The sequence below is a fragment of the Rhodococcus sp. no. 34 genome (genome assembly GCF_054589475.1).
In genome coordinates, this window is the sequence record NZ_BAAILK010000026.1 from 409,827 (window position 1) to 432,421 (window position 22,595).

General features: G+C 61.4%; 22 protein-coding genes. 11 read left to right on the plus strand and 11 right to left on the minus strand.

Annotation, left to right across the window (positions count from 1 at the left end):
- Positions 1-695: ABC transporter substrate-binding protein (locus ACYP01_RS10960; protein WP_459679914.1), on the plus strand; the 695-nt coding region annotated here is incomplete at its 5' end.
- Positions 696-705: 10 nt separating this feature from the next.
- Here the strand turns inward: ACYP01_RS10960 and ACYP01_RS10965 are convergent.
- The gene (locus tag ACYP01_RS10965; protein ID WP_007734129.1) at positions 706-1,305 is read right to left on the minus strand and encodes a TetR/AcrR family transcriptional regulator; all 600 of its coding nucleotides are present in this window, start codon (positions 1,303-1,305) and stop codon (positions 706-708) included.
- Positions 1,306-1,423: 118 nt separating this feature from the next.
- On the opposite strand from ACYP01_RS10965, the gene ACYP01_RS10970 reads away from it, so the two are divergent.
- Positions 1,424-2,368: an alpha/beta hydrolase family protein gene (locus ACYP01_RS10970; protein ID WP_459679916.1), complete on the plus strand. Its 945-nt coding sequence runs from the start codon at positions 1,424-1,426 to the stop codon at positions 2,366-2,368.
- A 226-nt stretch (positions 2,369-2,594) separates the two neighbouring features.
- On the opposite strand, the gene ACYP01_RS10975 is transcribed toward ACYP01_RS10970, so the two are convergent.
- On the minus strand, positions 2,595-2,741 hold the full coding sequence (locus tag ACYP01_RS10975) for a hypothetical protein (protein ID WP_251014658.1): 147 nt from the start codon (positions 2,739-2,741) through the stop codon (positions 2,595-2,597).
- 125 nt (positions 2,742-2,866) lie between these two features.
- Here ACYP01_RS10975 and ACYP01_RS10980 point away from each other — a divergent pair, with 125 nt between their 5' ends.
- Positions 2,867-3,301, plus strand: a complete 435-nt coding sequence (locus ACYP01_RS10980) for a cupin domain-containing protein (RefSeq protein WP_003945598.1) — start codon at positions 2,867-2,869, stop codon at positions 3,299-3,301.
- Here ACYP01_RS10980 and ACYP01_RS10985 read toward each other — a convergent pair.
- The gene (locus ACYP01_RS10985; protein WP_459679920.1) at positions 3,290-4,495 is read right to left on the minus strand and encodes a cytochrome P450; all 1,206 of its coding nucleotides are present in this window, start codon (positions 4,493-4,495) and stop codon (positions 3,290-3,292) included. The genes ACYP01_RS10980 and ACYP01_RS10985 overlap by 12 nt on opposite strands.
- Before the next feature lie 139 nt (positions 4,496-4,634).
- On the opposite strand from ACYP01_RS10985, the gene ACYP01_RS10990 reads away from it, so the two are divergent.
- From ACYP01_RS10990 to ACYP01_RS11000, 3 genes are all read left to right on the plus strand, one after another.
- Positions 4,635-5,495, plus strand: a complete 861-nt coding sequence (locus tag ACYP01_RS10990; protein ID WP_047269612.1) for an SDR family oxidoreductase — start codon at positions 4,635-4,637, stop codon at positions 5,493-5,495.
- Complete coding sequence (locus ACYP01_RS10995) at positions 5,492-6,220, plus strand: acetoacetate decarboxylase family protein (protein WP_003945787.1); 729 nt, start codon at positions 5,492-5,494, stop codon at positions 6,218-6,220. The genes ACYP01_RS10990 and ACYP01_RS10995 overlap by 4 nt, the downstream gene beginning before the upstream one ends.
- Positions 6,221-6,315: 95 nt before the next feature.
- A complete protein-coding gene (locus ACYP01_RS11000) occupies positions 6,316-8,373 on the plus strand; it encodes a neutral/alkaline ceramidase (RefSeq protein ID WP_459679923.1) in 2,058 nt (685 codons plus the stop codon).
- A gap of 81 nt (positions 8,374-8,454) precedes the next feature.
- Here the strand turns inward: ACYP01_RS11000 and ACYP01_RS11005 are convergent, their stop codons facing one another.
- On the minus strand, positions 8,455-9,651 hold the full coding sequence (locus ACYP01_RS11005) for an MFS transporter (protein WP_459679925.1): 1,197 nt from the start codon (positions 9,649-9,651) through the stop codon (positions 8,455-8,457).
- A gap of 143 nt (positions 9,652-9,794) precedes the next feature.
- On the opposite strand from ACYP01_RS11005, the gene ACYP01_RS11010 reads away from it, so the two are divergent.
- Positions 9,795-10,241, plus strand: coding sequence for a MarR family winged helix-turn-helix transcriptional regulator (locus tag ACYP01_RS11010; RefSeq protein WP_003945852.1), 447 nt, complete (start codon positions 9,795-9,797; stop codon positions 10,239-10,241).
- On the opposite strand, the gene thrS is transcribed toward ACYP01_RS11010, so the two are convergent.
- The gene (gene thrS / locus ACYP01_RS11015; RefSeq protein ID WP_459679928.1) at positions 10,238-11,458 is read right to left on the minus strand and encodes a threonine--tRNA ligase; all 1,221 of its coding nucleotides are present in this window, start codon (positions 11,456-11,458) and stop codon (positions 10,238-10,240) included. The genes ACYP01_RS11010 and thrS overlap by 4 nt on opposite strands.
- 330 nt (positions 11,459-11,788) lie before the next feature.
- Here thrS and ACYP01_RS11020 point away from each other — a divergent pair, with 330 nt between their 5' ends.
- Entirely contained in the window at positions 11,789-13,063 is a 1,275-nt protein-coding gene (locus ACYP01_RS11020) for a DUF445 domain-containing protein (RefSeq protein WP_003945674.1), read from the plus strand.
- Positions 13,064-13,065: 2 nt separating this feature from the next.
- Complete coding sequence (locus ACYP01_RS11025; RefSeq protein WP_003945623.1) at positions 13,066-13,890, plus strand: Abi-alpha family protein; 825 nt, start codon at positions 13,066-13,068, stop codon at positions 13,888-13,890.
- Between the two features lie 68 nt (positions 13,891-13,958).
- Here ACYP01_RS11025 and hsaB read toward each other — a convergent pair whose 3' ends face one another.
- From hsaB to hsaA, 4 genes are read right to left on the minus strand one after another with little or no spacing between them, the layout of a single operon-like run.
- The gene (gene hsaB, locus ACYP01_RS11030) at positions 13,959-14,543 is read right to left on the minus strand and encodes a 3-hydroxy-9,10-secoandrosta-1,3,5(10)-triene-9,17-dione monooxygenase reductase subunit (RefSeq protein ID WP_003945677.1); all 585 of its coding nucleotides are present in this window, start codon (positions 14,541-14,543) and stop codon (positions 13,959-13,961) included.
- Complete coding sequence (gene hsaC, locus ACYP01_RS11035; protein WP_003945585.1) at positions 14,540-15,442, minus strand: iron-dependent extradiol dioxygenase HsaC; 903 nt, start codon at positions 15,440-15,442, stop codon at positions 14,540-14,542. Before hsaC ends, hsaB begins: the two co-directional genes overlap by 4 nt.
- Complete coding sequence (gene hsaD / locus ACYP01_RS11040) at positions 15,442-16,320, minus strand: 4,5:9,10-diseco-3-hydroxy-5,9,17-trioxoandrosta-1(10),2-diene-4-oate hydrolase (protein WP_003945808.1); 879 nt, start codon at positions 16,318-16,320, stop codon at positions 15,442-15,444. The genes hsaC and hsaD overlap by 1 nt, the downstream gene beginning before the upstream one ends.
- Before the next feature lie 10 nt (positions 16,321-16,330).
- Positions 16,331-17,506 (minus strand): 3-hydroxy-9,10-secoandrosta-1,3,5(10)-triene-9,17-dione monooxygenase oxygenase subunit, encoded by a 1,176-nt coding sequence (hsaA, locus tag ACYP01_RS11045; RefSeq protein WP_039973406.1) that lies wholly within the window; start codon positions 17,504-17,506, stop codon positions 16,331-16,333.
- A 195-nt stretch (positions 17,507-17,701) separates the two neighbouring features.
- On the opposite strand from hsaA, the gene ACYP01_RS11050 reads away from it, so the two are divergent.
- Together ACYP01_RS11050 and ACYP01_RS11055 are read left to right on the plus strand one after the other, a co-directional pair.
- Positions 17,702-18,862: a Rieske 2Fe-2S domain-containing protein gene (locus ACYP01_RS11050; RefSeq protein WP_003945847.1), complete on the plus strand. Its 1,161-nt coding sequence runs from the start codon at positions 17,702-17,704 to the stop codon at positions 18,860-18,862.
- 2 nt (positions 18,863-18,864) lie between these two features.
- The gene (locus tag ACYP01_RS11055) at positions 18,865-19,236 is read left to right on the plus strand and encodes a hypothetical protein (RefSeq protein WP_003945499.1); all 372 of its coding nucleotides are present in this window, start codon (positions 18,865-18,867) and stop codon (positions 19,234-19,236) included.
- Between the two features lie 1,336 nt (positions 19,237-20,572).
- Here ACYP01_RS11055 and ACYP01_RS11060 read toward each other — a convergent pair.
- A complete protein-coding gene (locus ACYP01_RS11060; RefSeq protein WP_268248251.1) occupies positions 20,573-20,698 on the minus strand; it encodes a hypothetical protein in 126 nt (41 codons plus the stop codon).
- A gap of 9 nt (positions 20,699-20,707) precedes the next feature.
- Positions 20,708-21,223 carry a hypothetical protein gene (locus ACYP01_RS11065; protein ID WP_113682122.1) on the minus strand — a complete coding sequence of 172 codons (516 nt, stop codon included), beginning with the start codon at positions 21,221-21,223 and terminating at the stop codon, positions 20,708-20,710.
- Positions 21,224-22,595: the final 1,372 nt, after the last annotated feature.

Genomic DNA, 22,595 nt, shown 5'->3' on the forward strand with positions numbered 1-22,595 from the left:
AGATCGTCGGTGCGACATTCCAGAAGAATCCGTTTGCGATTGTCAGTTCCGCTGCGGCACCGATCAACTCACCACAGGACATGATCGGCAAGAAGATCGGCGTCCAGGATTCCAATCAGCTCGTCTTCGGAGCTCTCCTGGCAGCAAACGGCCTGACCGAAAGCCAGATGACGATCGTGCCCGCGCAGTTCGATCCGAGCCCCTTGGCGAACGGCGAGGTGGACGGCTGGGTCTCCTACGTGACCAATGAGCCGATCACACTGGCCGCCAAAGGTTTCCCCAACGCCCACTTCCTCTTCGCGGACTACAACCTGCCGTTGGTCGCCGAATCGTTCACGGTTCTCCAGTCCACCATCGACAACGAGAGGGACAAACTCAAGGCATTCCTGAAGGCCGAGATCCAAGGATGGAAGGATGCGGTCGCCGATCCGGCAGAGTCGGCACGGCTTGCCGTCGAGGTCTACGGCAAGGACCAGAACCTCGAACTCGAAGAGCAGATCAAGGAAGCCACCGCCCAGAATGATCTGGTGGTGTCGGCAGATACCAAAGCCAACGGGTTGTTCACGATGACACCCCAACTGATCGAACAGAACATCGCGGCACTGTCGAAAGCGGGGCTGGAGATTACGGCGGAGCAACTGTTCGACATGTCGATCCTCGAGGAGGTGTACGCCGAGAATCCGGAGTTGATCTGACTGCCGAGCGTCAGCGAACCTCCCGCGCGAGTACGCCCGAGATGAATAGCTGTACAAGGACCTCGGCCTTGTACCGGTCATCGGACCCAGCACCGATACAAAGGTTCCCGATGCCTTTGAGCACGTTGTACGCATCGACCCGCGAAGCAGTGCCAACGGACTCGAGCGCTGCCGCGAGGAGGGAGTCACATACCGGAACGAGGCGGTCGACGAAGTAGATATGCAGAGCGTCGGACCCGGCGCTGTCTCCTTGCAGTGCACCGGCGAGCCCATGCTTGGTTACCAGGAACTCCACGAACAAAGCCACCCATGCCCGCAAAGCCGCCTCGGGCGTTGCACTCTCCGCGAGCATCTGTGGGCCCGCGTCCGCACACGCCTCGACTTGGTGTCGGTATACGGCTACCACCAACTCGGGACGCGTCGGGAAGTGGCGGTAGATCGTCCCCATGCCGACGCCGGCCTTCGCCGCAATCTCCCGCACCGGAGCGTCGACTCCGGACTCCACGAACACTGCTGCCGCCGCGTCGAGCAGCGCCTGCTCGCTTCGACGTGGGCGACCGACTTGCTTGGGAGACGCGACGCGCGACTGCTCGTCCTGGGCATCAGCCATGTGCACTCCTCGCTGACTCACAACATATGTTTGCATTACGGAACAACGCTCCGTAATGTTGCGGAGCGACGCTCCGATAAACAGTATCGCAGGGTGCAGCCTCAGCAAGGAACTTGCCATGACCTCATCAATGATCGACACTCTGAACGGCATCATCGGCGCCGGCACCCCGGTCGTCTCCGTTGCCCCCGTCGAGTTGTTCGCCCCCGATCGACCTGTCCCGCTGGAAGTACGTGTGTCTGCTCCGGCAGCAGGCACGAACCTCCCCGTTGTGGTGTTCTCCCACGGCAACGGCTGGAACCTCGATGGATACTCGCCACTCACGGCATTCTGGGCATCCCACGGATTCGTGGTGATCCAGCCGACACATCTGGACTCGCGCCGGAACGGTTTCGGGTTCGACCACCCGGTTTTCCCGACGATCTGGACCGAGAGGATCGCGGATCTCACACGCATCCTTGATCAGCTCGACACCATCGAATTTGCCGTGCCCGGGCTTGCCGGCCGCATCGACCGCAGTCGAGTTGCCGCCACTGGTCACTCCTGGGGCGGGCAAACCGCTCAGTCGCTCCTCGGAGCAAGGATCTTCGACGAGGCCGGCCAGGTCGGCCAGGACATGTCCGACAGTCGCGTCACCGCGGGAATCCTGTTCGCAGCAACCGGTCTCGGCGGCGAGAACCTGCATCCGTTCGCGCAGGCGAACTTCCCGTTCATGCGCCCCTCGATCCAGGAACTGACGACGCCGACACTCGTCGTCGCGGGCGACCACGACCAGTCCAAGATGTCCAGCCGCGGACCTGACTGGTTCACCGACGCCTACACGCACAGCCCCGGAGCCACCGACCTCCTTTCCTTCTACGGTGCCGAGCACGCACTCGGTGGAATCGTCGGATACGAAGTCGCCGAGACCACCGACGAGAACCCAGAGCGGGTCGCCGCCATCCAACGGATGAGTACTGCCTACCTTCGGACCGCGTTGCGCATCGATGAGACCAGTTGGCCAGCGGCCCGGGCCGCGTTCAGCGACAACGCCGACCCGATCGGCCGAGTCGACACCAAGTAATGCGGCAGTGATCCAACTTATTGGCCGAAGTTGAACCTGAGATTCGCATTTATCAAAGTGTTGAGCCGCTTTCGCATTCTGACAACCTCTGCCTCGGGCGGTATCGGATCGTCCAAGAAGAGCGTCCAACGCAGCATCGTGCTGTTTCCGACCGCCTCGATGTCGAATCGGATGACGGCGTCGGGTCGGTCCGGCCAGATCGACGTCCAGATCACCAGCTCCGGTTCTACAGCCTGACGATCTCCGGTGAGATCTCGCTCTCGAGAAGTTCCAGCCAGTGCCGGGCGGGCTGGCGGTACGGATCGATCAATGCCTCGAACATGAAGCGCGCAGGCGGCGGCTGGCTCCGGCGCCTCGTCGCGACTTGCTGCATGACACGAGCGTAACCGCCTCTCAAGGGCATACCTCTGCCTTCACCCTGCAAGATCCACGAAAACCGGGATAAATCGGACACTGTCGGAGGACACTCAGGAGCACATCCGTCTGGGAGGGCCGCTCATGCGTAAACGCCATCAGGTTCTGCTTGCAGTGTCCGCAGCGATCGGACTGTCGCTGACGCCGATCAATGCGTCGGCAACACCGAGCACGGGAGTACACGGAGAAATCCTCGGGCAGGTGACTTTCGACGGCAAGGACTACATCCTGCGCCAGATCACCATCGACCCCGGCGGTTCCACCGGTTGGCACTTCCACGACGGGACGCTCTACGCGCTGATCGCGCAGGGCACGTTGAGCCACTACCGATCCGATTGCTCCGTCGACGGGATCTACAGCGCCGGAAATACTTTGATCGAACCGAGCGGTTCAGATCATGTGCACATCGGAAACAACTCGCAGACAACACCATTGGTGCTCGAGGTCGTCTACGTCAATCCGGCGGGCAGCCCCCTCTCCGAAGATGCTGCGCCGCCCAACTGCCAACTACCCGGCTGACGGGGCAGAAGAGTTAAACCGCACCGGCATCGATTCGAGCCCGGACACGAAGTTGGCCGCACGCCGCTGCAACGGCGCGTCGGTGGCAAGTTCCATGTCCGGCAGCCTGGCGAAGAGTTGCTCGAACATGATCCGTCCCTCCAACCTGGCCAGCTGATTGCCCAGACAGAAATGAGTTCCGAAGCCGAAGGCCACGTGCGGATTCGGTGTGCGGCCGACATCGAACCGTTCGGCGTTCAGGAACACGGACTCGTCGAAATTTGCCGATTCGAAGAGCAGCAGCATCTTCTCGCCTGCCTTCAGCTGCGCGCCGAAGAAATCGGTGTCACGGGTCAGGGTTCGAGCCATGTTCTTGATCGGCGAGGACCACCGCAGCATCTCCTCCATTGCCAAGGGAATGGCATCGGGATCGTCGACTAGCTCCCGGCGCTGGTCCGGATGGCGCAGTAGCTGTTCCATGCCGCCGCTGAGCACGTGCCGTGTGGTCTCGTCACCGCCGATCAGGATCAGCAGGGATTCGTTGACGATTTCCTGATCGGAGAGGGCTTCGCCGTCGACCGCACTGTGAATCAACGTGCTCACCAAATCGTCGGCCGGGTCGCTCCTCCGCTCGGCGATGGCCCGCATCATGTACGCGGTGAAGTCGACATACGCAGTCATCATGGCCTGCAGCTGCTCCGGGGAAGCGTTGCTTCCCAGTGCTTTCACCAGATCGTCCGACCACCGCAGAAACAACGCGCGTTCTTCCGGACGGACACCCAACATGTCGCCGATGACGGCCATAGGCAGCGGTGCCGCCAAGTCTGCGACGAAGTCGGCTTCTCCTTTCTCACAGACGGCGTCGATCAGTTGATCGCAGATCTCCCGGATACGGCCGGCCTTGGCTTCGACCTTCTTACGTGTGAAACCCGCGTTGACCAAGCGTCGACGCGTGAGGTGCTGCGGGTCGTCCATGTCGATCATCTGCGGCAATGGACCCGTTTCGGGACGGATGCCGCCGGCGTTGGAGAACAGTTCGGGATCCCGCTCGACTGCGACGACGGCGTCGTAGCTCGCGGCCGCGGTGATTCCGTTGGCGTCGTCTCGGTACACGGGCTCGTGATCACGCATCCAGGCGTACGCGTCGCGCACATTCCCGAGGTCTCCGCTGTAGAAGCGTCCGTCGATCAAATCGAAGGTCGGTCTGGTAGCCATCACTCCACCTCTCGCACAACCCTTGCCTCAATAAGTAGAACCTGTTCCTATATAGCGTGGGGCGTTTTCACCGAAGCCGAACCGGAAAACCTCCAGAATCAGCACGCGAGCCCGCCGGAGCAACGACCAGGAGACACGCATGGACGACGACACCGCCTCAGCGGGCATACCCACTTTCGCCGGCACATCGATACTGGTGACCGGCGGCGGTAGTGGCATCGGCCTGGGCATCGCTCGTTCGCTGGTTGGGTCCGGCGCTCACGTCACGATCTGCGGACGCAACAAGGAGAAACTCGATGCTGCCGCCGAATCGATCCGGCAGTCGAGTCCGGAAGGATCGGTCAGCGTCTCCCCCGCCGACGTCACGATCGAGACAGACGTCGTCGCCGCTGTCGCCGCGGCGGTGTCCGTCACCGGAAAGCTCGACGGAGTCGTGGCCTGCGCCGGCGGGAACGAAACCATCGCACCGGTCACGCAACTCGACGTCGACGCCTGGCGCCGCACCGTCGACCTCAACGTCACGGGGACCATGCTGACGATCAAGCACGGCGCGCGGGCACTGGTGGCAGGAGGCGGTGGATCCATCGTCGCGATCTCGTCGATCGCCAGCAGCAACACACATCGCTGGTTCGGCGCGTACGGAGTCTCGAAATCCGGCGTCGACCACCTGGTGCAGTTGGCAGCAGACGAACTGGGCGCCAGCAACATTCGTGTCAACGCGATCCGCCCGGGGCTGACCCGAACGGATCTGGTCGCGCTCATCACCGACGGTGGCCCCATCCTGGACGACTACCTGGCCAACACGCCGCTCGAACGCGTCGGCGAGGTCGAGGACGTCGCCGGACTCGCTTCCTTCCTCCTCGGACCGCACTCCACCTGGATCACCGGGCAGATCATCAACGTCGACGGAGGCCAAATGCTGCGCCGCGGACCGGATTTCCGCTCGATGCTCGAACCCGTCTACGGCTCCGACGGACTCCGCGGGGTGGTGGCGCCATGAGCTACACGATTCTGGGCAAGAAGGTCGAGATGCCCGTCGAAGTTCGCACCGCGTCTGCCTTCATGGCGTTGTACTCGGTACCCAGCACAACCGCGCAGTCGATCATCGATTACACCGGCTTGACCGTGCTCCAGTACCGTCCCGGCCGGGCGCTGTGCGGCCTGGTTTTTGTCGACTACATCGACGGGGATCTGGGGCCGTACAACGAATTCGGAGTGACGTACATGGTGCGCAGCCACACTGCGCCTCCCGAAACCTCGGTGCTGGGAGATCTACGTTCGCTCGCTGCCGGAACAGCAGGGGCACTCATTCACGAGTTGCCGGTGGACGGAGAGTTCACCAAGGCCGCCGGCCGGGAAATCTGGGGATTCCCGAAGGTGCTCGCCGAGTTCGACACCGAGCACGTCGGCTCGGTCAAGCGCGGATCCGTCTCTCGCGACGGCAAACTCATCACACAGTTGAGTGTGAAATCCGGCGTCAGCGTGCCTGGCGGCGGAGCCAACATGTCGTTGGCCGCGTACTCACATCTCGACGGCGCCACCAGGTGCACGTCGTGGGACATGGCACCGACCGGCGTCAAATCTCGCCCTGGTGGAGCCGAGGTTCAACTGGGCAGTCACCCGATGGCGGCGGAGCTTCGGAAACTGGGACTCCCCCGCCGGGCCCTGATGACCACGACCATCAAGAACCTGGCGATGACGTTCGGGGAGGCCACAACAATCTGAGTGTCGGCCGACGGCACCCCTTTCGGTCACGTGTGACTCGGGCTACACTCCTGGACGGTTGACCAACTCGCGTCAGACCGCCCGAAAGGACACTCGTGCAGATCACCCGACGCACCGTACTGGCAGGCGCTGCCGCCGCACCTGCGCTCGCCGCTCTGTCGACGAACCAGGCCGTCGCAGCTTCGCCGGCACGCACCGTTTCACCCGCACGCACCGACAAGTCGTCGGCGTCACTGCAGGTGGGCGTCGGAATTTCCGACGTGACCGGACCGGTCGCCGAAGTCGGCATGATGGGCTACTCGAGCTTCGATCAACGCGCCGAAGGCCTGCACCAGCGAATGCGCGCACGCGCCTTCATCTTCGAGTCCGGCGGGTCGCGGGTCGCCTACGTGTGCGTCGACAACTGCATGATCTTCCAGTCCGTTCACGACGAGGTCCTGCGCCGACTGGCCGGGAGTTTCGGTGACATCTACACCGAACGCAACGTCATGTTGACGGCCATCCATTCACACGCGGCATGTGGCGGGGCCTCGCACAACTACGCGTACAACCTCGCAGTTCTCGGCTTCGAACTGCAGGTGTTCGAAGCCGAGGTCAACGGCATGGTCGAGGCGATCAGCGCTGCGCACGAGAACCTGGCGCCAGGCACGGTCCGTTTCGGGCGGTCCGATCTCACCGATGCCAGCGTCAACCGATCGCGAGTGGCGTTCGACCTCAATCCCGAAGAGGACAAGGCCTACTACCCCGGTGGCAACGACCACCACATGCGTGTCATGCGGATCAGTCGGGGCAGCAAGGACATCGGGGCGATCAACTGGTTCGCCACCCACTGCGCCTCGCTCACGAACGAGAACCATCTCATCTCCGGGGACAACAAGGGCGCCGCGGCGTACTTCTGGGAGCACGACGACCGGGGTGTGCGTTACCTCGACGGCGACACCAGCTTCATTGCTGCTTTTCCGCAGACCAACAGCGGCGACATGTCACCGAACCTCTTCCTAGAGCCCGGACGCGGACCGACCGAAGACGAATTCGAGAACGCACGCATCATCGGACTGCGCCAGGTAGCGGCGGCTCGAACTGCCTTCGACGCGGCGTCCGACACCGTCACCGGTGGCGTCGACAGTCGGATCATGTACCTGGACATGGCAAATCAGGTGGTGAGCGGAAGATTCACCCCCGACGGACGCGAGCACCGCACCGCTCCGGCCGCGATCGGCGCGGCAATGAGCGCCGGAAGCGTCGAGGACGGACCGGCAATCCCGATCTTCCCCGAGGGCACCCGAAACCCCATGATCGACGCCCTGGGCGGTATGGATGCTCCTGTGCCTCAATGGCTTCAGGATGCACAGGCGCCCAAACTCGTAGTCGTTCCGGTCGGCCTGCTGCCACCGGGAGGATGGGTGCCGAACGTACTCAAGATCCAGATCCTGCGGATCGGTCAGTTCTACATCGTCGGTGGCCCTGCGGAATTCACCATCGTCTCCGGATTACGAGTGCGTCGAACCGTCGCCGAGGAGCTTGGGGTTCCCCTCGAGAACGTCATCTTCCAGGGATACGCGAACTCGTACTCGAGCTACTGCACCACACCACAGGAATACGATTCGCAGCAGTACGAGGGCGGTTCGACGATGTTCGGTCGTTACACACTGCCGGCCTATCAGCAGGGGTATGCCGCCCTTGCAGCCGCGATGCGCGACGGCACCGAACCTCCTCGCGGCCCCGCTCCGGCCGACCTGTCCGGGTTCCAACCCAGCTTCGGACCTGGCGTCGACTTCGACGAGCCCTTGCCGGGAACACAATTCGGCGATGCGACCGTCCAGCCCGGCGACAGCTCACCGGGTGCGCAGGTTGCCGTCGAGTTCGTCACCGGCCACCCCAAGAACGACACTCACCGAAACGGGACCTTCTACGAGATCCAGCGCAATACCGGCGGATCCTGGACACGGGTCGCCGACGACAACGACTGGTCCACCAAACTGCACTGGCGCCGGGTCGGGAGCAACGGTTCCGTCGTGCGCATCACGTGGGATGTTCCGGCCGATACTCCGGCGGGTACGTATCGAGTCCAACACTTCGGTGCGTCGAAGGCTCGGGGTAGCGGCGCGATCACGCCTTTCTCCGGGGTGACCGCCGAATTCCGCCTCACCTGACCCGCGTGAACGTATCGCTCCCCTTGTTGGACAAGGGGAGCGATACGTTCACGCGATGGGGTCAGAGCGCAGTGGACAGGTTCAGGCGGCGGTCGGGTGTAGCGAGGTGCTCGGCGTCGACGGCTCTGACGCTGCCGGGCGGTCGATCTTCGCCGCGACGAGCAAGACCAGCAGACCGGCGACAGTGACTGCCGCTCCCATCCAGATCGGGGAGGTGAAGCCGAGTCCCGCGGCGATGGTGATTCCGCCCAGCCATGCCCCGAGTGCGTTGCCGACGTTGAAGGCGGCAATATTTGCACCCGACGCCATGGTCGGTGCGGCCGACGCGTAGTTCATGATCCGCATCTGCAACCCGGGTACCGTCGCAAAACCGAAGGCGCCCATGAAGAACAGTGAGATCACGGTCATGACCTTGCTCTCGGCGGTGGCGGCGAACACGATCAGAACAACGGTCAGGATCGCGAGAATCCAGACCAACGCCTTCGTGAGCGAGCGGTCGGCCGCCTTGGCGCCCAGGAAGTTACCGACGAACAGGCCCGAACCGAAGAGGATGAGCAGCCACGGAACGCTGGACGTCGCGAAGCCGGTGACCTCGGGGAGGGTGAAGGCGATGTAGGTGAAGGCTCCGAACATTCCGCCGTAGCCGAGGATGGTGATGGCGATCGAGAGCCATACCTGCTTGTTGCGGAATGCCCCCAACTCTCCGCGCAATCCGCCACCGGTCGTGCTGGCGGGTGTCGTCGGGACGAGTGCTGCAATTCCGATCAGGGCGATGACGCCGATAACGGTGATGGCCCAGAACGTCGAGCGCCATCCGAGTTGCTGGCCCAGCAGCGTGCCGAACGGAACGCCGAGAACGTTGGCGATGGTCAGGCCCGCGAACATCATCGCGATGGCGCCGGCGCGCTTGTTGGGCGCGACCATGTCGGCGGCAACCACCGAGCCGATTCCGAAGAACGCACCGTGGCACAGCGCCGCGACGATGCGTCCGCCCATCATGACCTCGTAGGAGGGAGCGAGCGCGGACATCAGGTTGCCGATGATGAACAGCACCATGAGCGAGAGAAGGACCTTCTTGCGCTCGAAGCGGGTGACGGCAGCGGTCAGGAGGATCGCGCCGATCGCCACCGACAGTGCGTAGCCCGAGATCAGGTAGCCCGCGACGGACTCGGTGACCTCGAAATCAGCCGAGACCTCGGGCAGGAGGCCCATGATGACAAATTCGGTGAGGCCGATCCCGAACCCGCCCATAGCGAGGGCAATGAGACCCAATGGCATCTCGATGTTCCTTTCACAGATTTACGCGTAAGCCGTTAGCGGGCGTGTGCATTAGTTGCAGGCGCGCTATAAATAGTTGCACGCGCGCGCTACATGCGCAAGCTGGTAACCTGGAGGCGCAGGAAACGGACAAGGAGAATCACATGGGGATCGCCGACGACGCCGTCGAAATCCGTTCGCAAGGGTGGCGCACGCTCGCAGCACTGCACGGCGCCCTCGACACCGAACTGGAACGCGCGCTCCAGCGTGAGCACAAACTGTCCGTCGTCGAATACACCGTGCTCGACGCACTGAGCCGCCAGGATGGCTGGCACATGCGGATGGCTCAGTTGGCTCGCGCTGCCGCACTGAGCAGCAGCGCCACGACGCGCTTGGTCAATCGACTCGAAGATCGAGGACTATTGACGCGCATCCTGTGCGCCGACGACCGTCGAGGCATCTACACCGAGCTGACGCCGGCCGGCCGCGAGCTTCTCGAAAGCGCACGGCCGACGCACGACGCCACCCTCGAAGCCGCACTCGACGAGGCATGCAAGACACCCGAACTCGCGCCACTGGTGCGCGCCCTCCACGAGCTCCCCGTCGGCTAGAAGTCTGCCGGAAGCAGGGCACGCTCTTTGATGCCCGAGACCACCTGAGCGACAAACACACTCGCATCGACGACCACGCGCCCACCACGCGCGGGGACCAGAACGTCGACGGTGCCGCCGTGCACCTCGTTGTCCCCGATCACCGCGATGTACGGGTCACGGTGAGTGCGTGCCTCGCGGATGCGACGTCCCAACGATCCGTCAGGCGCGATCGCCACTCGAACATCGCGAGCCTCGAGATCGGCCCGCAAACGCTCGGCCTCAACCTGGTGCCGGTCGCCGACGGGCAGAATCGAGACTTGGTTGGGTGCCAGCCACGGCGGCATCCGCCCTTCGAACCTTTCGATCAATAGTGCAGTCATGCGTTCCATCGACCCGAGCAAGCCCCGATGGATCATGACGGGGCGAGCCTTGGATCCATCTTCGGCGGTGTACTCGAGTTCGAACCGCTCCGGTTGGTTGAAGTCGAGTTGCACGGTCGAGAGTGTTTCCTCGCGGCCGTGCGCGTCTCGCACCTGGACGTCGATCTTGGGACCGTAGAACGCTGCCTCCCCCTTCGCTTCCACGTACTCGATCGAGCGTGCATTCAGTGCTCCGCGAAGGTGATCCTCGGCGTCCGCCCACTGCTCGTCGGTGCCGAGATACTGCCCCTCTCCCCCTCTGATCGAGAGGCGGTACTTCCGTTCGGCAATCCCCAGAGTCGAGTAGCAGCGCTCGATCGCGTCGAGCGCGACGATCACTTCCGCTTGCACTTGTTCGCGACTACAGAAGACATGTGCGTCGTCGAGATTGATCTGTCTGACTCGACTCAATCCGCTGAGAACTCCGGAGAGTTCGCTACGGAACATCGAGCCGAGTTCACGAACGCGGAAAGGTAGCTCGCGATAACTACGACCGCGAGCGGCGAATACCTGAGCGTGATGGGGACAGTTAGCCGGACGAAGGAGAAATGACTCTCCGCCTATCTTCATTTCGGGAAACATGTCGTCCGAGAACTTGGACCAATGCCCAGATCTCTCGTACAACTCTTTCTTCGCCATAACGGGGGTATAGACACCCCGGCATCCGGATCGCGCTGCTTGTTCGGCGGCGAGCTTTTCGAGTTCGTTCCTGATGATCGCGCCGTCCGGTAACCAGAGTGGGAGGCCCGCCCCGACGGTGGGGGTGGTGGCGAAAAACTCCAGGTCGCGCCCGAGTTCGCGGTGGTCAACGCTCATGAGAGGTCTCCAAATCGTTCAAGGGGAGACGCACACGGAGCGACGAAACAGGAAAGCCCCGGGGCGATAACTCCCGGGGCTGAAAGGGTTCGGTCAGCAGTTGCTAAACGATGCGCCGGAAGAGAACCGGCGTCGTCGTGTTGTGCGCAATACTGACCATGTACGTGAGGTTACATCAACTTCCTACCCACCTACAGCCCGAATTGTCGGGCCTCTATGCTGACGCAACTGGGAAGGCGCAGCAGTAGCCAACGAAACACCCACGAAGAGCGAAGTTTCGGCAATCATGTCCGAACGTGAGGTTCTCGGATATGAGGAGGATGTGCGACGGTGCCGGACCACTTGCTCGAACAGTTGATCACCATTCCTTTGTTCACGGGAATCATCGGGTACATCACCAATTGGTCGGGCGTCCTGATGCTTTTTGCGCCGATCAACTTCCACGGGATCAAAGTGCCCGGACTCAAACTGCTCTTCCCGTTCCTCCCCCGGCGCGTTCAGGTGATCCCCGCGATCACCAGCGACGGCAGATTCGGTTGGCAAGGCATCGTCCCCTCGCGGGCGGAGAAGATGGCGTCGATCGCCGTCGACAAATCCCTCGCGAAAGTCGGCAGCATCGCCGATTTCTATCGCGTCCTGGACCCGGACAGCATCGCCGAGCACTTGGTGAACATTTCTCGCAGTGAAGTGCGCGGCGTGGTCACCAGAATCATGACGGCCGAGAATCCTCAGCTCTGGCACAACCTTCCGACGTCGGTGAAGGAAGCCGTCTTCCGCAAAGTGGAGGACGATCTGCCGGCCAGCGTGCGCATGATCACCGACCGCATCGAAGAGGACATCGACGAGTTCATCGACGCGAAGCTGATGGTGATCCGCTACCTCTCTTCGCACCCCAAACTGCTCAACGACATCTTCCGCACGATGGGCAACAAAGAGCTCAGGTTCATGCAGAACTTCGGCTTCTACTTCGGATTCCCGATGGGCTTCGTGCTCGTCGGAATCCTCCATCTGGTTCCGCAGTGGTGGGTGCTTCCCATCGGCGGTGTGATCATCGGATACATCGTGAACTACCTCGGCATCACGATGATCTTCGAGCCGATCACCCCCAACCGTTGGGTGCCGTGGAGGCAGGGGCTCTTCCTGAAGCGACGCACCGAGATCATCGCCGGGTACGCAAAAACCCTCGCCGATCACGTCGTGACGCTCGAGAACATCGGCACCGAACTCCTCGAAGGTCCCCGCTCGGACCGAACGCGGCGGATGCTCGATCAGGTACTGCGCGAATCCGTCGACGACGCAGCCGGCTGGGCAAAGTCGGTGGTCAAGATGACCGTCGGTTCACAGAGCTACAAGCGTCTGCCCGGACTGGCCACCACCGAAGTGCTCGACCTGTACCCAAGGGTCTTCGAGGACGCGGAGTTCGCCGAGAACCAGTCGGAGAAGATTCGTGTCTTCGTCACCGAACGCATGAGCATCCTTTCACCGGAAGATTTCAGCGAACTACTACGCTCAGCCGTCAAGCAGGACGAGTGGCTGTTGTTCGTACACGGGGCCGTGCTGGGCTCGTTTGCCGGTTTCCTACACCTCGCAATATTCGGAGTATGAGCATGAGTGAGCACGACCATCGCATGATCGTCGAAGCGGAATCGTACGACTGGGCTGCGGACATCACGCCGGTCGAATCCGTCGAAAAGCGTCTGATCCGTAGCCTCGTCGGGCTGACCGCCACGACGACGCTCACGTCGATCAAGCTGACGGGTTGGGCTTTCGGAACGGCGAAGGAGGCGACGCGGCAGATCGTTCAGGCTGCGGCCGAAGCCGCGGCAGAGGCCGCTGAATCGGCCAATGTTCAATCCGAACGTCGGGCCGAGAACTCCAATGGAGACGGCTCGCGGACCGAGAACCTACGGGCAGCAATGGCAACTCGAACCAATCGCAAACAGAGTGTCGAAGCCACTCTCGCGGCGCTGCGGGCACGCGGCGACAGGTTGCTGGACCGTTCCGCGGACGTGACCGATCGCGACGATCTGCACCCGGCCTACGACCGGATCCTCGACGAGATCGCGCCGGACGAAGCTCGAATTCTTCGGTTGTTGGCCACTTCAGGTGCGCAACCGAGCGTGGACGTACGTACGGCGCGGCCGTTCGGCGTCGGCTCGGAGATGATCGACGAGGGTCTGTCGATGATCGGAGAACTGGCGGGATGTCGCCATCTGGACCGCATCAGCGCCTACCTGAACAACCTGCATCGGCTCGGTTTGGTGGCGTTCTCACGCGAGCCCGTCGAGGCCGACCGGTACCAGGTGGTCGAGGTACAGCCATCGGTGATCGAGGCGGTCAAGCGAGCCGGACGATCGAACAAGATAGTGCGTCGTAGCATCCTGTTGACGCCGTTCGGTGACGACTTCTGTCATACCTGTTTTTCTCTGTAGGGCCTCCGGCCCTGTGCGCCTTTTTGGTAGTTACCACTACCAAAAAGGCGCACAGGGGGGCTTGCCCCCTACAGCCAGGTATCTTCTGTCGTGGTCGTCAGGAACGCTTCCAGATCGTCACGCCAGGTAGCCGGAACAGTCTTGTCCGGCTCGATGCCCGTGTACTGCCCGCGATAGAAGAGCAGCGGGCGTTCGGTCTTGATCTCACTCATCGACGACACCCGACCGAAGACGACGTAGTGATCGCCGCCGTCGTGGACGGTTTCCACCGTGCAGTCGATGTGTGCAAGGGACTTGTCGATGATCGGCGAGCCCAGAGGCGATGGCGTCCAATCGATGCCCGCGAACTTGTCCGGCTCACGTGACCCGAAACGAGCACACACCGCCTGCTGTTCCTCCGCCAACACGTTGACGGCGAACTTACCGGTCCGCTCGATTGCCGCCCACGACCGAGAACCCTTGGTGGGGCAGAACAACACCAAAGGCGGGTCGAGTGACAGGGCCGCGAAAGACTGACATGCGAACCCGACAGGCTCACCGTCGTCGACTGTCGTGATGATGGTGATGCCCGTGCAGAATTGCCCGAGAACCGTGCGGAACTGGCGTGGATCGATCGCCTGCTCCGCACTCACCGACGCGTCGGGCGAACTCACGGCTTCATTCCCACCGTGAAGTCGTGACCCCACAGGCTCACGGCCGTGCTTTCCCTCGCGATCCAGTTTTCGTCCTCGACCTCTAGCCCCTCACAACCGAATTCGATGTCGAACCCGCCTGGAGTCTTCATGTAGAACGAGAGCATCTCGTCGTTGACGTGGCGACCGAGAGTCGCCGACATCTTGACCTTCTTGCGCAGTGCCCGGTCGAGGCACAGTCCGACGTCGTCGGAGTTCTCCACTTCGAGCATCAGGTGCACGATGCCCGTCGGGTTGGGCAACGGCAGGAACGCCAAGCTGTGGTGACGCGGGTTGCAGCCGAGGAACCTCAGCCACGCCGGGTCGCCGTCCGCGGGCCGGCCGACCATCTGCGGAGGCAGACGCATCGAATCGCGAAGCTTGAATCCGAGTACGTCGCGGTAGAACCGCAGCGAAGCATCGTCATCGTCGGTGGTGAGCACGACGTGGCCGAGCCCCTGCTCACCCGTCACGAACCTGTGCCCGTACGGGCTCACGATCCGGCGGTGTTCGAGAGCAGCTCCGTGGAACACCTCGAGGGAGTTGCCCGAGGTGTCCTCGAACGCGATCATCTCGACGACGCGACGGTCCTTGAGCTGCTCCGCCGTGCCTTCCTTGAACGGAACACCGGCTGCCGACAACCTGTCACGGATATCCTGCAGCTCAGCGGCATTCGCGGTTTCCCAACCCGAGACGAGCAGACGGTCCGTGTCGTTCGGAACGATGACAAGACGCGCCGGGAAGTCGTCCATACGCAGATACAGCGATTCCGCGTCGACGCCCTTGCCCTCGATCATTCCGAGGATCTTGAGTCCGTATTCGCGCCACGCAGCCATGTCGGTGGCCCCGATGCGCATGTACGCCAGAGATCGAATACCCATCATTTACCTCCGTCGAGCAGGAAGTCGGTTGCGAGCCGGTTGAATTCGTCGAACTTCTCGAGCTGCGCCCAGTGACCGCAACCGCCGAAGACGTGGAGCTGCGCGCGCGGGATCATCTTGAGCGCGACCAGTGCGCCGTCGAGAGGGTTGACCCGATCCTCACGGCCCCAGATCAGCAACACACGCTGACGAAGCTTGTACGCCTCGCGCCAGAGCATGCCGAGCTCGAAGTCACCGCTGGAGAAGGACTTACCCATCGCCTTGGCCGCAGCCAGCGACTCGGGAGTGCTGGCGGCAGCAAAACGTTCGTCGACGAGTTCCGGCGTGATCAGCTTCTGATCGAAGACCATGATCCGCAGGAATGCTTCGAGGTTTTCTCGGGTGGGCTGGTAGCTGAACTTTCCGAGGTTCTTGACGCCCTCGGTGGGGTCCGGCGCAAACAGGTTGACACTCAGACCGCCGGGGCCCATCAGAACGAGGCGACCCGCACGGTCCGGGTAGTCGAGCGCAAAGCGAACAGCAGCGCCACCACCGAGCGAATTGCCCAGCAGATCAACGCGACCGGTGATCTCGAGCGTGTCCAGGAGATCGTTGAGCGCCGACGCACTGTGAACGAAGTACTGCGGATGCTCCGTCGGCTTGTCGGACTGCCCGTAACCGGGCTGATCGACCGCGATGACGTGAAAGCTCTTCGCCAACACCGGAATGTTGCGGGCGAAGTTAGACCACGACGACGCGCCTGGGCCACCGCCGTGCAGCAGCACGATGGTCTTGTCGTTTCCGACGCCCGCCTCGTGGAAGTGCAGTTTCAGATCGGGGCGCACTTGCGCGAACCGTGAAGTGGACTCGTAGGTGAGGGCTTCTTCGGTGGTTGTCACTGAGCCTCCTCTAGACCATCGTGTCGGTGATCGGCAGACCGAATTCGCCGGTTCCGAACATGACGTACGCGCGTTCGGGATCGTTGGCGGCGTGGACGCGACCAGCGTGAGCATCGCGCCAGAAACGCTGAATAGGAGTGCCGTTCTGCAGCGCCGTGGCGCCGGAGTTCTCGAAGAGCTTGTCGATCGAGGCGATCGCGCGGCCCGTGGCGCGCACCTGGTCACGTCGAGCGCGCAGCCGCAGTTCCATCGGAACCTCTTCGCCCGCAAGGATCAACGCGTACTCGTCGGCGACGTTGCCGGAGAGCTGACGCCACGCGGCGTCGATGTCGCTGGATGCCTCGGCGATGCGCACCTTGGCAAACGGATCGTCCTTCGACTTCTCGCCGGCGAACGCAGCGCGAACACGCTTGCCCTGGTGCTCGACGTGCGCTTCGTAAGCTCCGTAAGCCATTCCGACGATCGGCGCCGAGATCGTGGTGGGGTGAATGGTTCCCCACGGCATCTTGTAGACCGGCGCGGTGTTGTTCTCGAGGCCCGGGGCGGTCAGTTCGCTCATCGCCCGGAAGCTCAGCACGCGATGCTTGGGAACAAAAACATCCTTGACCACAACGGTATTGGAGCCGGTTCCACGCAGGCCGACCACATTCCACACGTCGTCGATCTGGTAGTCCTCGCGAGGAATCAGGTAGCTCACGAAATCGACCGCGCGGCCGTCTTTGAACACCGGACCACCGAGAACGGCCCAGCTGGCGTGGTCACAACCCGAGGACCACGCCCACGCACCGTTGACCTTGTATCCGCCCTCGACTACTTCACCCATACCCATCGGGGCGTAAGAGGACGAGATGCGAACGTCAGTGTCGTTGCCCCACACGTCTTCCTGCGCCTGCTGAGAGAAGAGGGCGAGGTGCCAGTTGTGTACCCCGATGATCGAGGAGACCCACCCTGTGGAACCACACGCGCTGGCGATCTTCTTGACCGCGGAGTAGAACAGCACCGGATCGGCTTCGTATCCGCCCCACTGCTTCGGCTGCAGCAAGCGGAAGAAGCCTGTTTCCTGGAGAGCCTTGATGGACTCGTCGGGGATACGACGCAGATCCTCGGTCTCCTGTGCGCGCTCGCGCAGTGCCGGCAGTAGTGCGTCGAGCCTCTGCATCACCTCGTGGCTGTCATGGTTACCCACTTCGACGCTCCCGTCTTCCTCGATCGGTTGGTTCACTTACACTTGAGACTAGAACACGTTCTCTTTTCTGTCGAGACGCTGACAAAGGTCCCGTTTGTGGCCGCAATGCTGTAACAAGTGCCCCCAAAATCTGGCGGAACCGGATCGAGTTCTATAACGTGTTCTACTAACAGCTAGAAGGGATGTGAGGTCACAATGGCGCAGATTCGCGAGATCGACGTCGGAACGGTGCAAACTCGTTTCGCCCGCGGTTGGCACTGCCTGGGTCTACTGAAGACCTTCAAGGACGGCAAACCGCACGCGATCGAGGCTTTCGGTACGAAGCTCGTGGTGTTCGCCGACAGCAAGGGCGACATCAAAGTTCTCGACGGATACTGCCGTCATATGGGTGGTGACCTCACACAAGGCGAGGTCAAGGGCGATTCCATCGCCTGCCCCTTCCACGACTGGCGCTGGGGCGGCAACGGCAAGTGCACCGGCATTCCTTATGCCCGCCGCGTGCCTCCGCTCGCACGCACCCGCGCGTGGACGACCCTCGAGCAGAACGGTCAGCTCTTCGTCTGGAACGACCCCGAGGGCAATCCGCCACCCGAAGAGATCGTGATTCCTCGTATCGAGGGCGCGTACAGCGACGAATGGACCGACTGGACCTGGAACTCCATGGTCATCGAGGGGTCCAACTGCCGCGAGATCATCGACAACGTGGTCGACATGGCGCACTTCTACTACATCCACTACGCCTTCCCGACGTACTTCAAGAACGTCTTCGAAGGTGAGATCGCCACTCAGTACCTCAACACCACGGGCCGTCCCGACATCGGAATGGCCTCCCAGTACGGCGGCGACACGCTGCTTCGCTCCGAAGCTGCGTATTACGGACCGTCGTACATGGTCAATCCCCTGTGGAACAGCTACAGCGGATACGAGGTCGAGAGTGTTCTGATCAACTGCCACTACCCGATCAGCCCGGACTCGTTCGTGCTGCAGTGGGGCGTGACGGTGAAGAAGCCGACGGGTGTCTCCGACGAGATGGCCGACAAGTTGGCCGGCAAGTTCACCGAGGGCATCAGCGAGGGATTCCTGCAGGACGTCGCGATCTGGAAGAACAAGACCAAGATCGAGAATCCCCTTCTCTGCGAAGAAGACGGCCCCGTCTACCAGCTACGACGCTGGTACGAGCAGTTCTACGTGGACAAGGCCGACGTCACCGAGAAGATGACGCAGCGCTTCGAGTTCGAGGTGGACACCACCAAGGCAAACGAAGCCTGGCACGCCGAGGTCGAGGAAAACCTCGCACGCCAGAAGGCCGAGAAGGAAGCTGCAGCAGAAGCGGCAAAGAAGGAAGCAGAGGTCTAGTCGTGAGCGCCTCGATCGGAACCGACGCACGGTGGGCTCGTTGGGCCAAGGCACCGGACTTTGCCGGGCAAACGGAACGGCTCGAGGCGATCGCGGCCCAGACGATCGAGGACAAGCACGAATACCTCGACTCGGGTCTGCAGGAAGTCGACTGCAAGGCATGCGGCGCGTGCGTACTGGTTCGCAAGAACACGTACAAACACACCAGCGTTCAGTGGACTTCCGACCCGGCGCTGCGTTGCCACACCTTCAAAGAGGCAATTGCTTCCGGGCAGTCGTCGGCATTGAAAGACGGATGCCCGAAACTGCACGACAGCATCGCCGACGCGGTTAGGGACGGCACCATCACAGTGCGTGATCCCGAGGTCAGCTGACCGAAACCAACCAACGAGGGCCGATCCGTACTGGGTCGGCCCTCGTTCTGAACGGCGAGGTTTCCGCGGTTATGCCTGATGAATCCAGTCTGCCAAGTCCAGTCCATCGGAACGTGCGACGCACCTACCTGTGTGCATCTGGGCGTTCTGGCGCCGCGCTGCTCGCCCACGCCGCGTTCGGTGAGAGAGCGCTCATGCGTGTTGGTGTGCGTTCGACAAGTCGAGTGCACTCCGTCCGCCACGATCATGCCTGCCCATTCCTATAGCGTTAACTCGCCTGCGGAGGTCTCGATCGCAAGGTGACATTCGTACTGTGCAACAAAGTCTTTCATAAACTTTTGGAGCGTAGCCAGATCGTCCAGGGGCACGATCTGACCGCCCATCGCGATGAGTCTCGTTCGAGATCGGCGTTATGCGAATCTGCCGATCGGGCTACACGCGCGGGCCACCTTGGTCGCCGCGGCGATGCTCCAGGAAAGACGCCTTCCCAAGTGACGGAATCGCCTCGCGCGCAGAGTGGAATGTCGATGTGCGCGCGTGCGGGTGGCGGAATTCCACACACGGCGCGTTGGCGGCCGTTACGGTGCCTCACTCGAATCGTTCGAATGCTGATTCTCAAGCTGTGTGGCAATGGGAAGAAGCACGCGTTAGATCGGCATCGAAGTTTCCGGCGGGCGAGGCGGGTTGCGTGCCGTGGGCTTGTTAAGCAATCAGCATCGCTTTTCGATTCGTCCGGAAACTCTCCCACAGCAGACTTTCCGGAATCCCAAGCGTCGTTCACGTAATCCCCTACGAGCGTGGTGGTCCCGACTCTAGTCCGTAGGCCGTTCCTGCGGGCCCAGCACTCCGTGAGCGCTGGTACACATGCACGCCGGTGGGCTCCATGCGGGATTTCTGCATGGAGCCCACCGGTGTTACCGCCGTCTTGTCGGCCCTGTTAGAGCCGGGGACGAGGGTTAGTTACTGCTCATTGACTCAAGACTCGACCACCCTGCGCCTGCGCTTGACGCGGTGCTCAGTCCGGACAGTATGAGGATTCCGACGACATTCGTAAGATTGACGACGCCGGTCCAGAAGTCGGATGACATTGGTGTACCTCCTGTCAGGATAGTCCGATAAGGAATGGCATGACCGCAGCGCTCGAGCCATCCCACGATCCCGTCATGACCGCCAAAAGGTCGACGAAAATATTTTGAAGTGACATCGTTTCCCTTCCGTGTTATTCAAACCCGATTGACAGCTGCAGTGGAGCGACGAACAGGAGCTCAAAGAGCACAGGCACCATCTGCTGCACTGTTTGCCCGAGTGACGCTGTGGACTCGGCTATGGATCCCATCTAGCTTCCTCCATCACTTGAATAGCTGGTCATGGACATCGTGTTGAGGCCGTCGAGGGAACCGGCGAGTACCGGTGTCATTCCGTAGACCAGGCCACTCAACAGCCTGACGAACTGTGCGATCAAGACCTTCTCCTATGAAACTGTGAAGTGGAACGAGTTGGCCGAATCGAGACCAGATACCTTGTGCTGCAAGAAGGTTCCCGTCTTGATCTGGGTCGACTTGGTGATCAGTCCACCCTTCCACGGATTGGAGCTCGTCACGCTGGTGGCTGCGGGGCTGGACGTAGCCAGGCTCGTGACCTCCAAGGTGACGTAGCCGCCGCCGATGATCGTCGGAACCAGTGTCGAGTCACCCGCGATGCAGTACCCGCCATCTGCTCCTGTCGATACCGTTTGGTTCAGGATCGGCGTCGTGCCGCCGGAAGCGTAGAGCTTTCCTGTCACCTGTACGTTCTCAACCGCCACTGCAGCAGCCGGCGGTGCTCCGGTCTCCGCCCATGCGGCGGACTTGTATACGTTGCCGCAGACTTGGTAGTCGGCGCTCGGCACCTTGTTGACCGCGGGGGCGGCCTGGGCGACGCCGGTAAACAGGAGGGCAGAGGCGGAGGCGACTGCTGCCGCTCCGACAAGGTTTCGTGTAATGCTCATCGTCAAGTGAACCTTTCAGGTCCGGATGGACACGGTTATTTTGTTTTGCGATGTGCGGATCGGAGAAACTCCGGTTTGCACCCTCATACAAACAATCACTCGCCACACAGGCCTCCTATTACCTTCTCTGCGCAGGGCGAAAGCGTGCCGAGAATTAGATAGGAGAACCCATTCCTCTCCCCAACTTCCGTAACCGTGGAGAGTGGTATCGGAACCTGAACTCGTAGTCAACCTATGAATCGCTGTCCCGACTACGTCACCATATACAACGTGTTCTACTTTTTGAGTGATTTCGTCAAAGTTTGCGAAAAGTTTGAAATTTGCCAAGCCTCGGCCACGAAGAATGCCGCGTTCGTTCTTGGCTTGCTGGGCGATCAGGAACGATTGACCATTGGGTGCCGACTGGCTTTCGACGAGGGTAGACGCCAGCGATGCAGCGGCCTGCGGTTCGCTTTGGCGCTCGACAGGAACTCGTTCGTTTGCATTCCTGCGTCCACTGCCGAGCTGCCATGCCTGCGTCTGCAACGGGAGTGAACAGCGCTTTCATGACTCCATGGTGCGGCGGAGTTGGCGCCAGAGCGGTGACATCGACGACCTCCGGTGATTCACCATTTCGGTTGAGGGCTCGGAAGGAGAATCCACGATCGCGCATCCCCGAGGAGGAAACTTCAAGTAACGGACGTTGTAAAGCTTCGTTAGGTTAAGTTAATTCCCGACCACACGGCCAGTCGCCAGCCAAATAGAAGACCTGCCCACCCTGTACTTGTTACTCCACCGTTTGGAGGTTCGAAGAGTTCATACTTTTGAGGGATATACGAAATGAGGAATGTTGATATAATTGGCATCTAAAAAATCTTGCTATGTGCACTATCGCGTCACAATTAAATTAAGGTCACTGATCTATTTACGGTCGACTCCGGGACGCATCAAGGCTCTATGAAAATGAAAAAGTCAATCGGGAGAGAGGTTGGTTCGGCCTCGCCAACTGGATGGGGGGAGGCTGAACGCAAATCGAAATGCAGTGACTGAAATACGCCGTCCAAGTAGTTGTTGATGCCGCATTTTCTGCGTTTGTCAACTTTAGTGTGGACGGCGACCGAGTCTTACAGTTTTCACGGTAGTGCCGCACGGAGCCGCGGTGATGTCGTGTTGACCGATCGAAGGGTTGTCGTGGCGGGCTTCCCATCGGATAGTTTGGTTGCCGCCCGTCACCGCTCGCCTTCAGCGTAATTCGTCGCCGGACAAACCACGTGCTAAGCACCAAAGATGCCGCCACACAGATCCCGGCGACGAAACGACCGCAACACCCCCCCAAGAGCTGCATATCGGTGCCGTCGTACGCCTGCAGCGCGAGCGTAATTGCGTTGGCGAA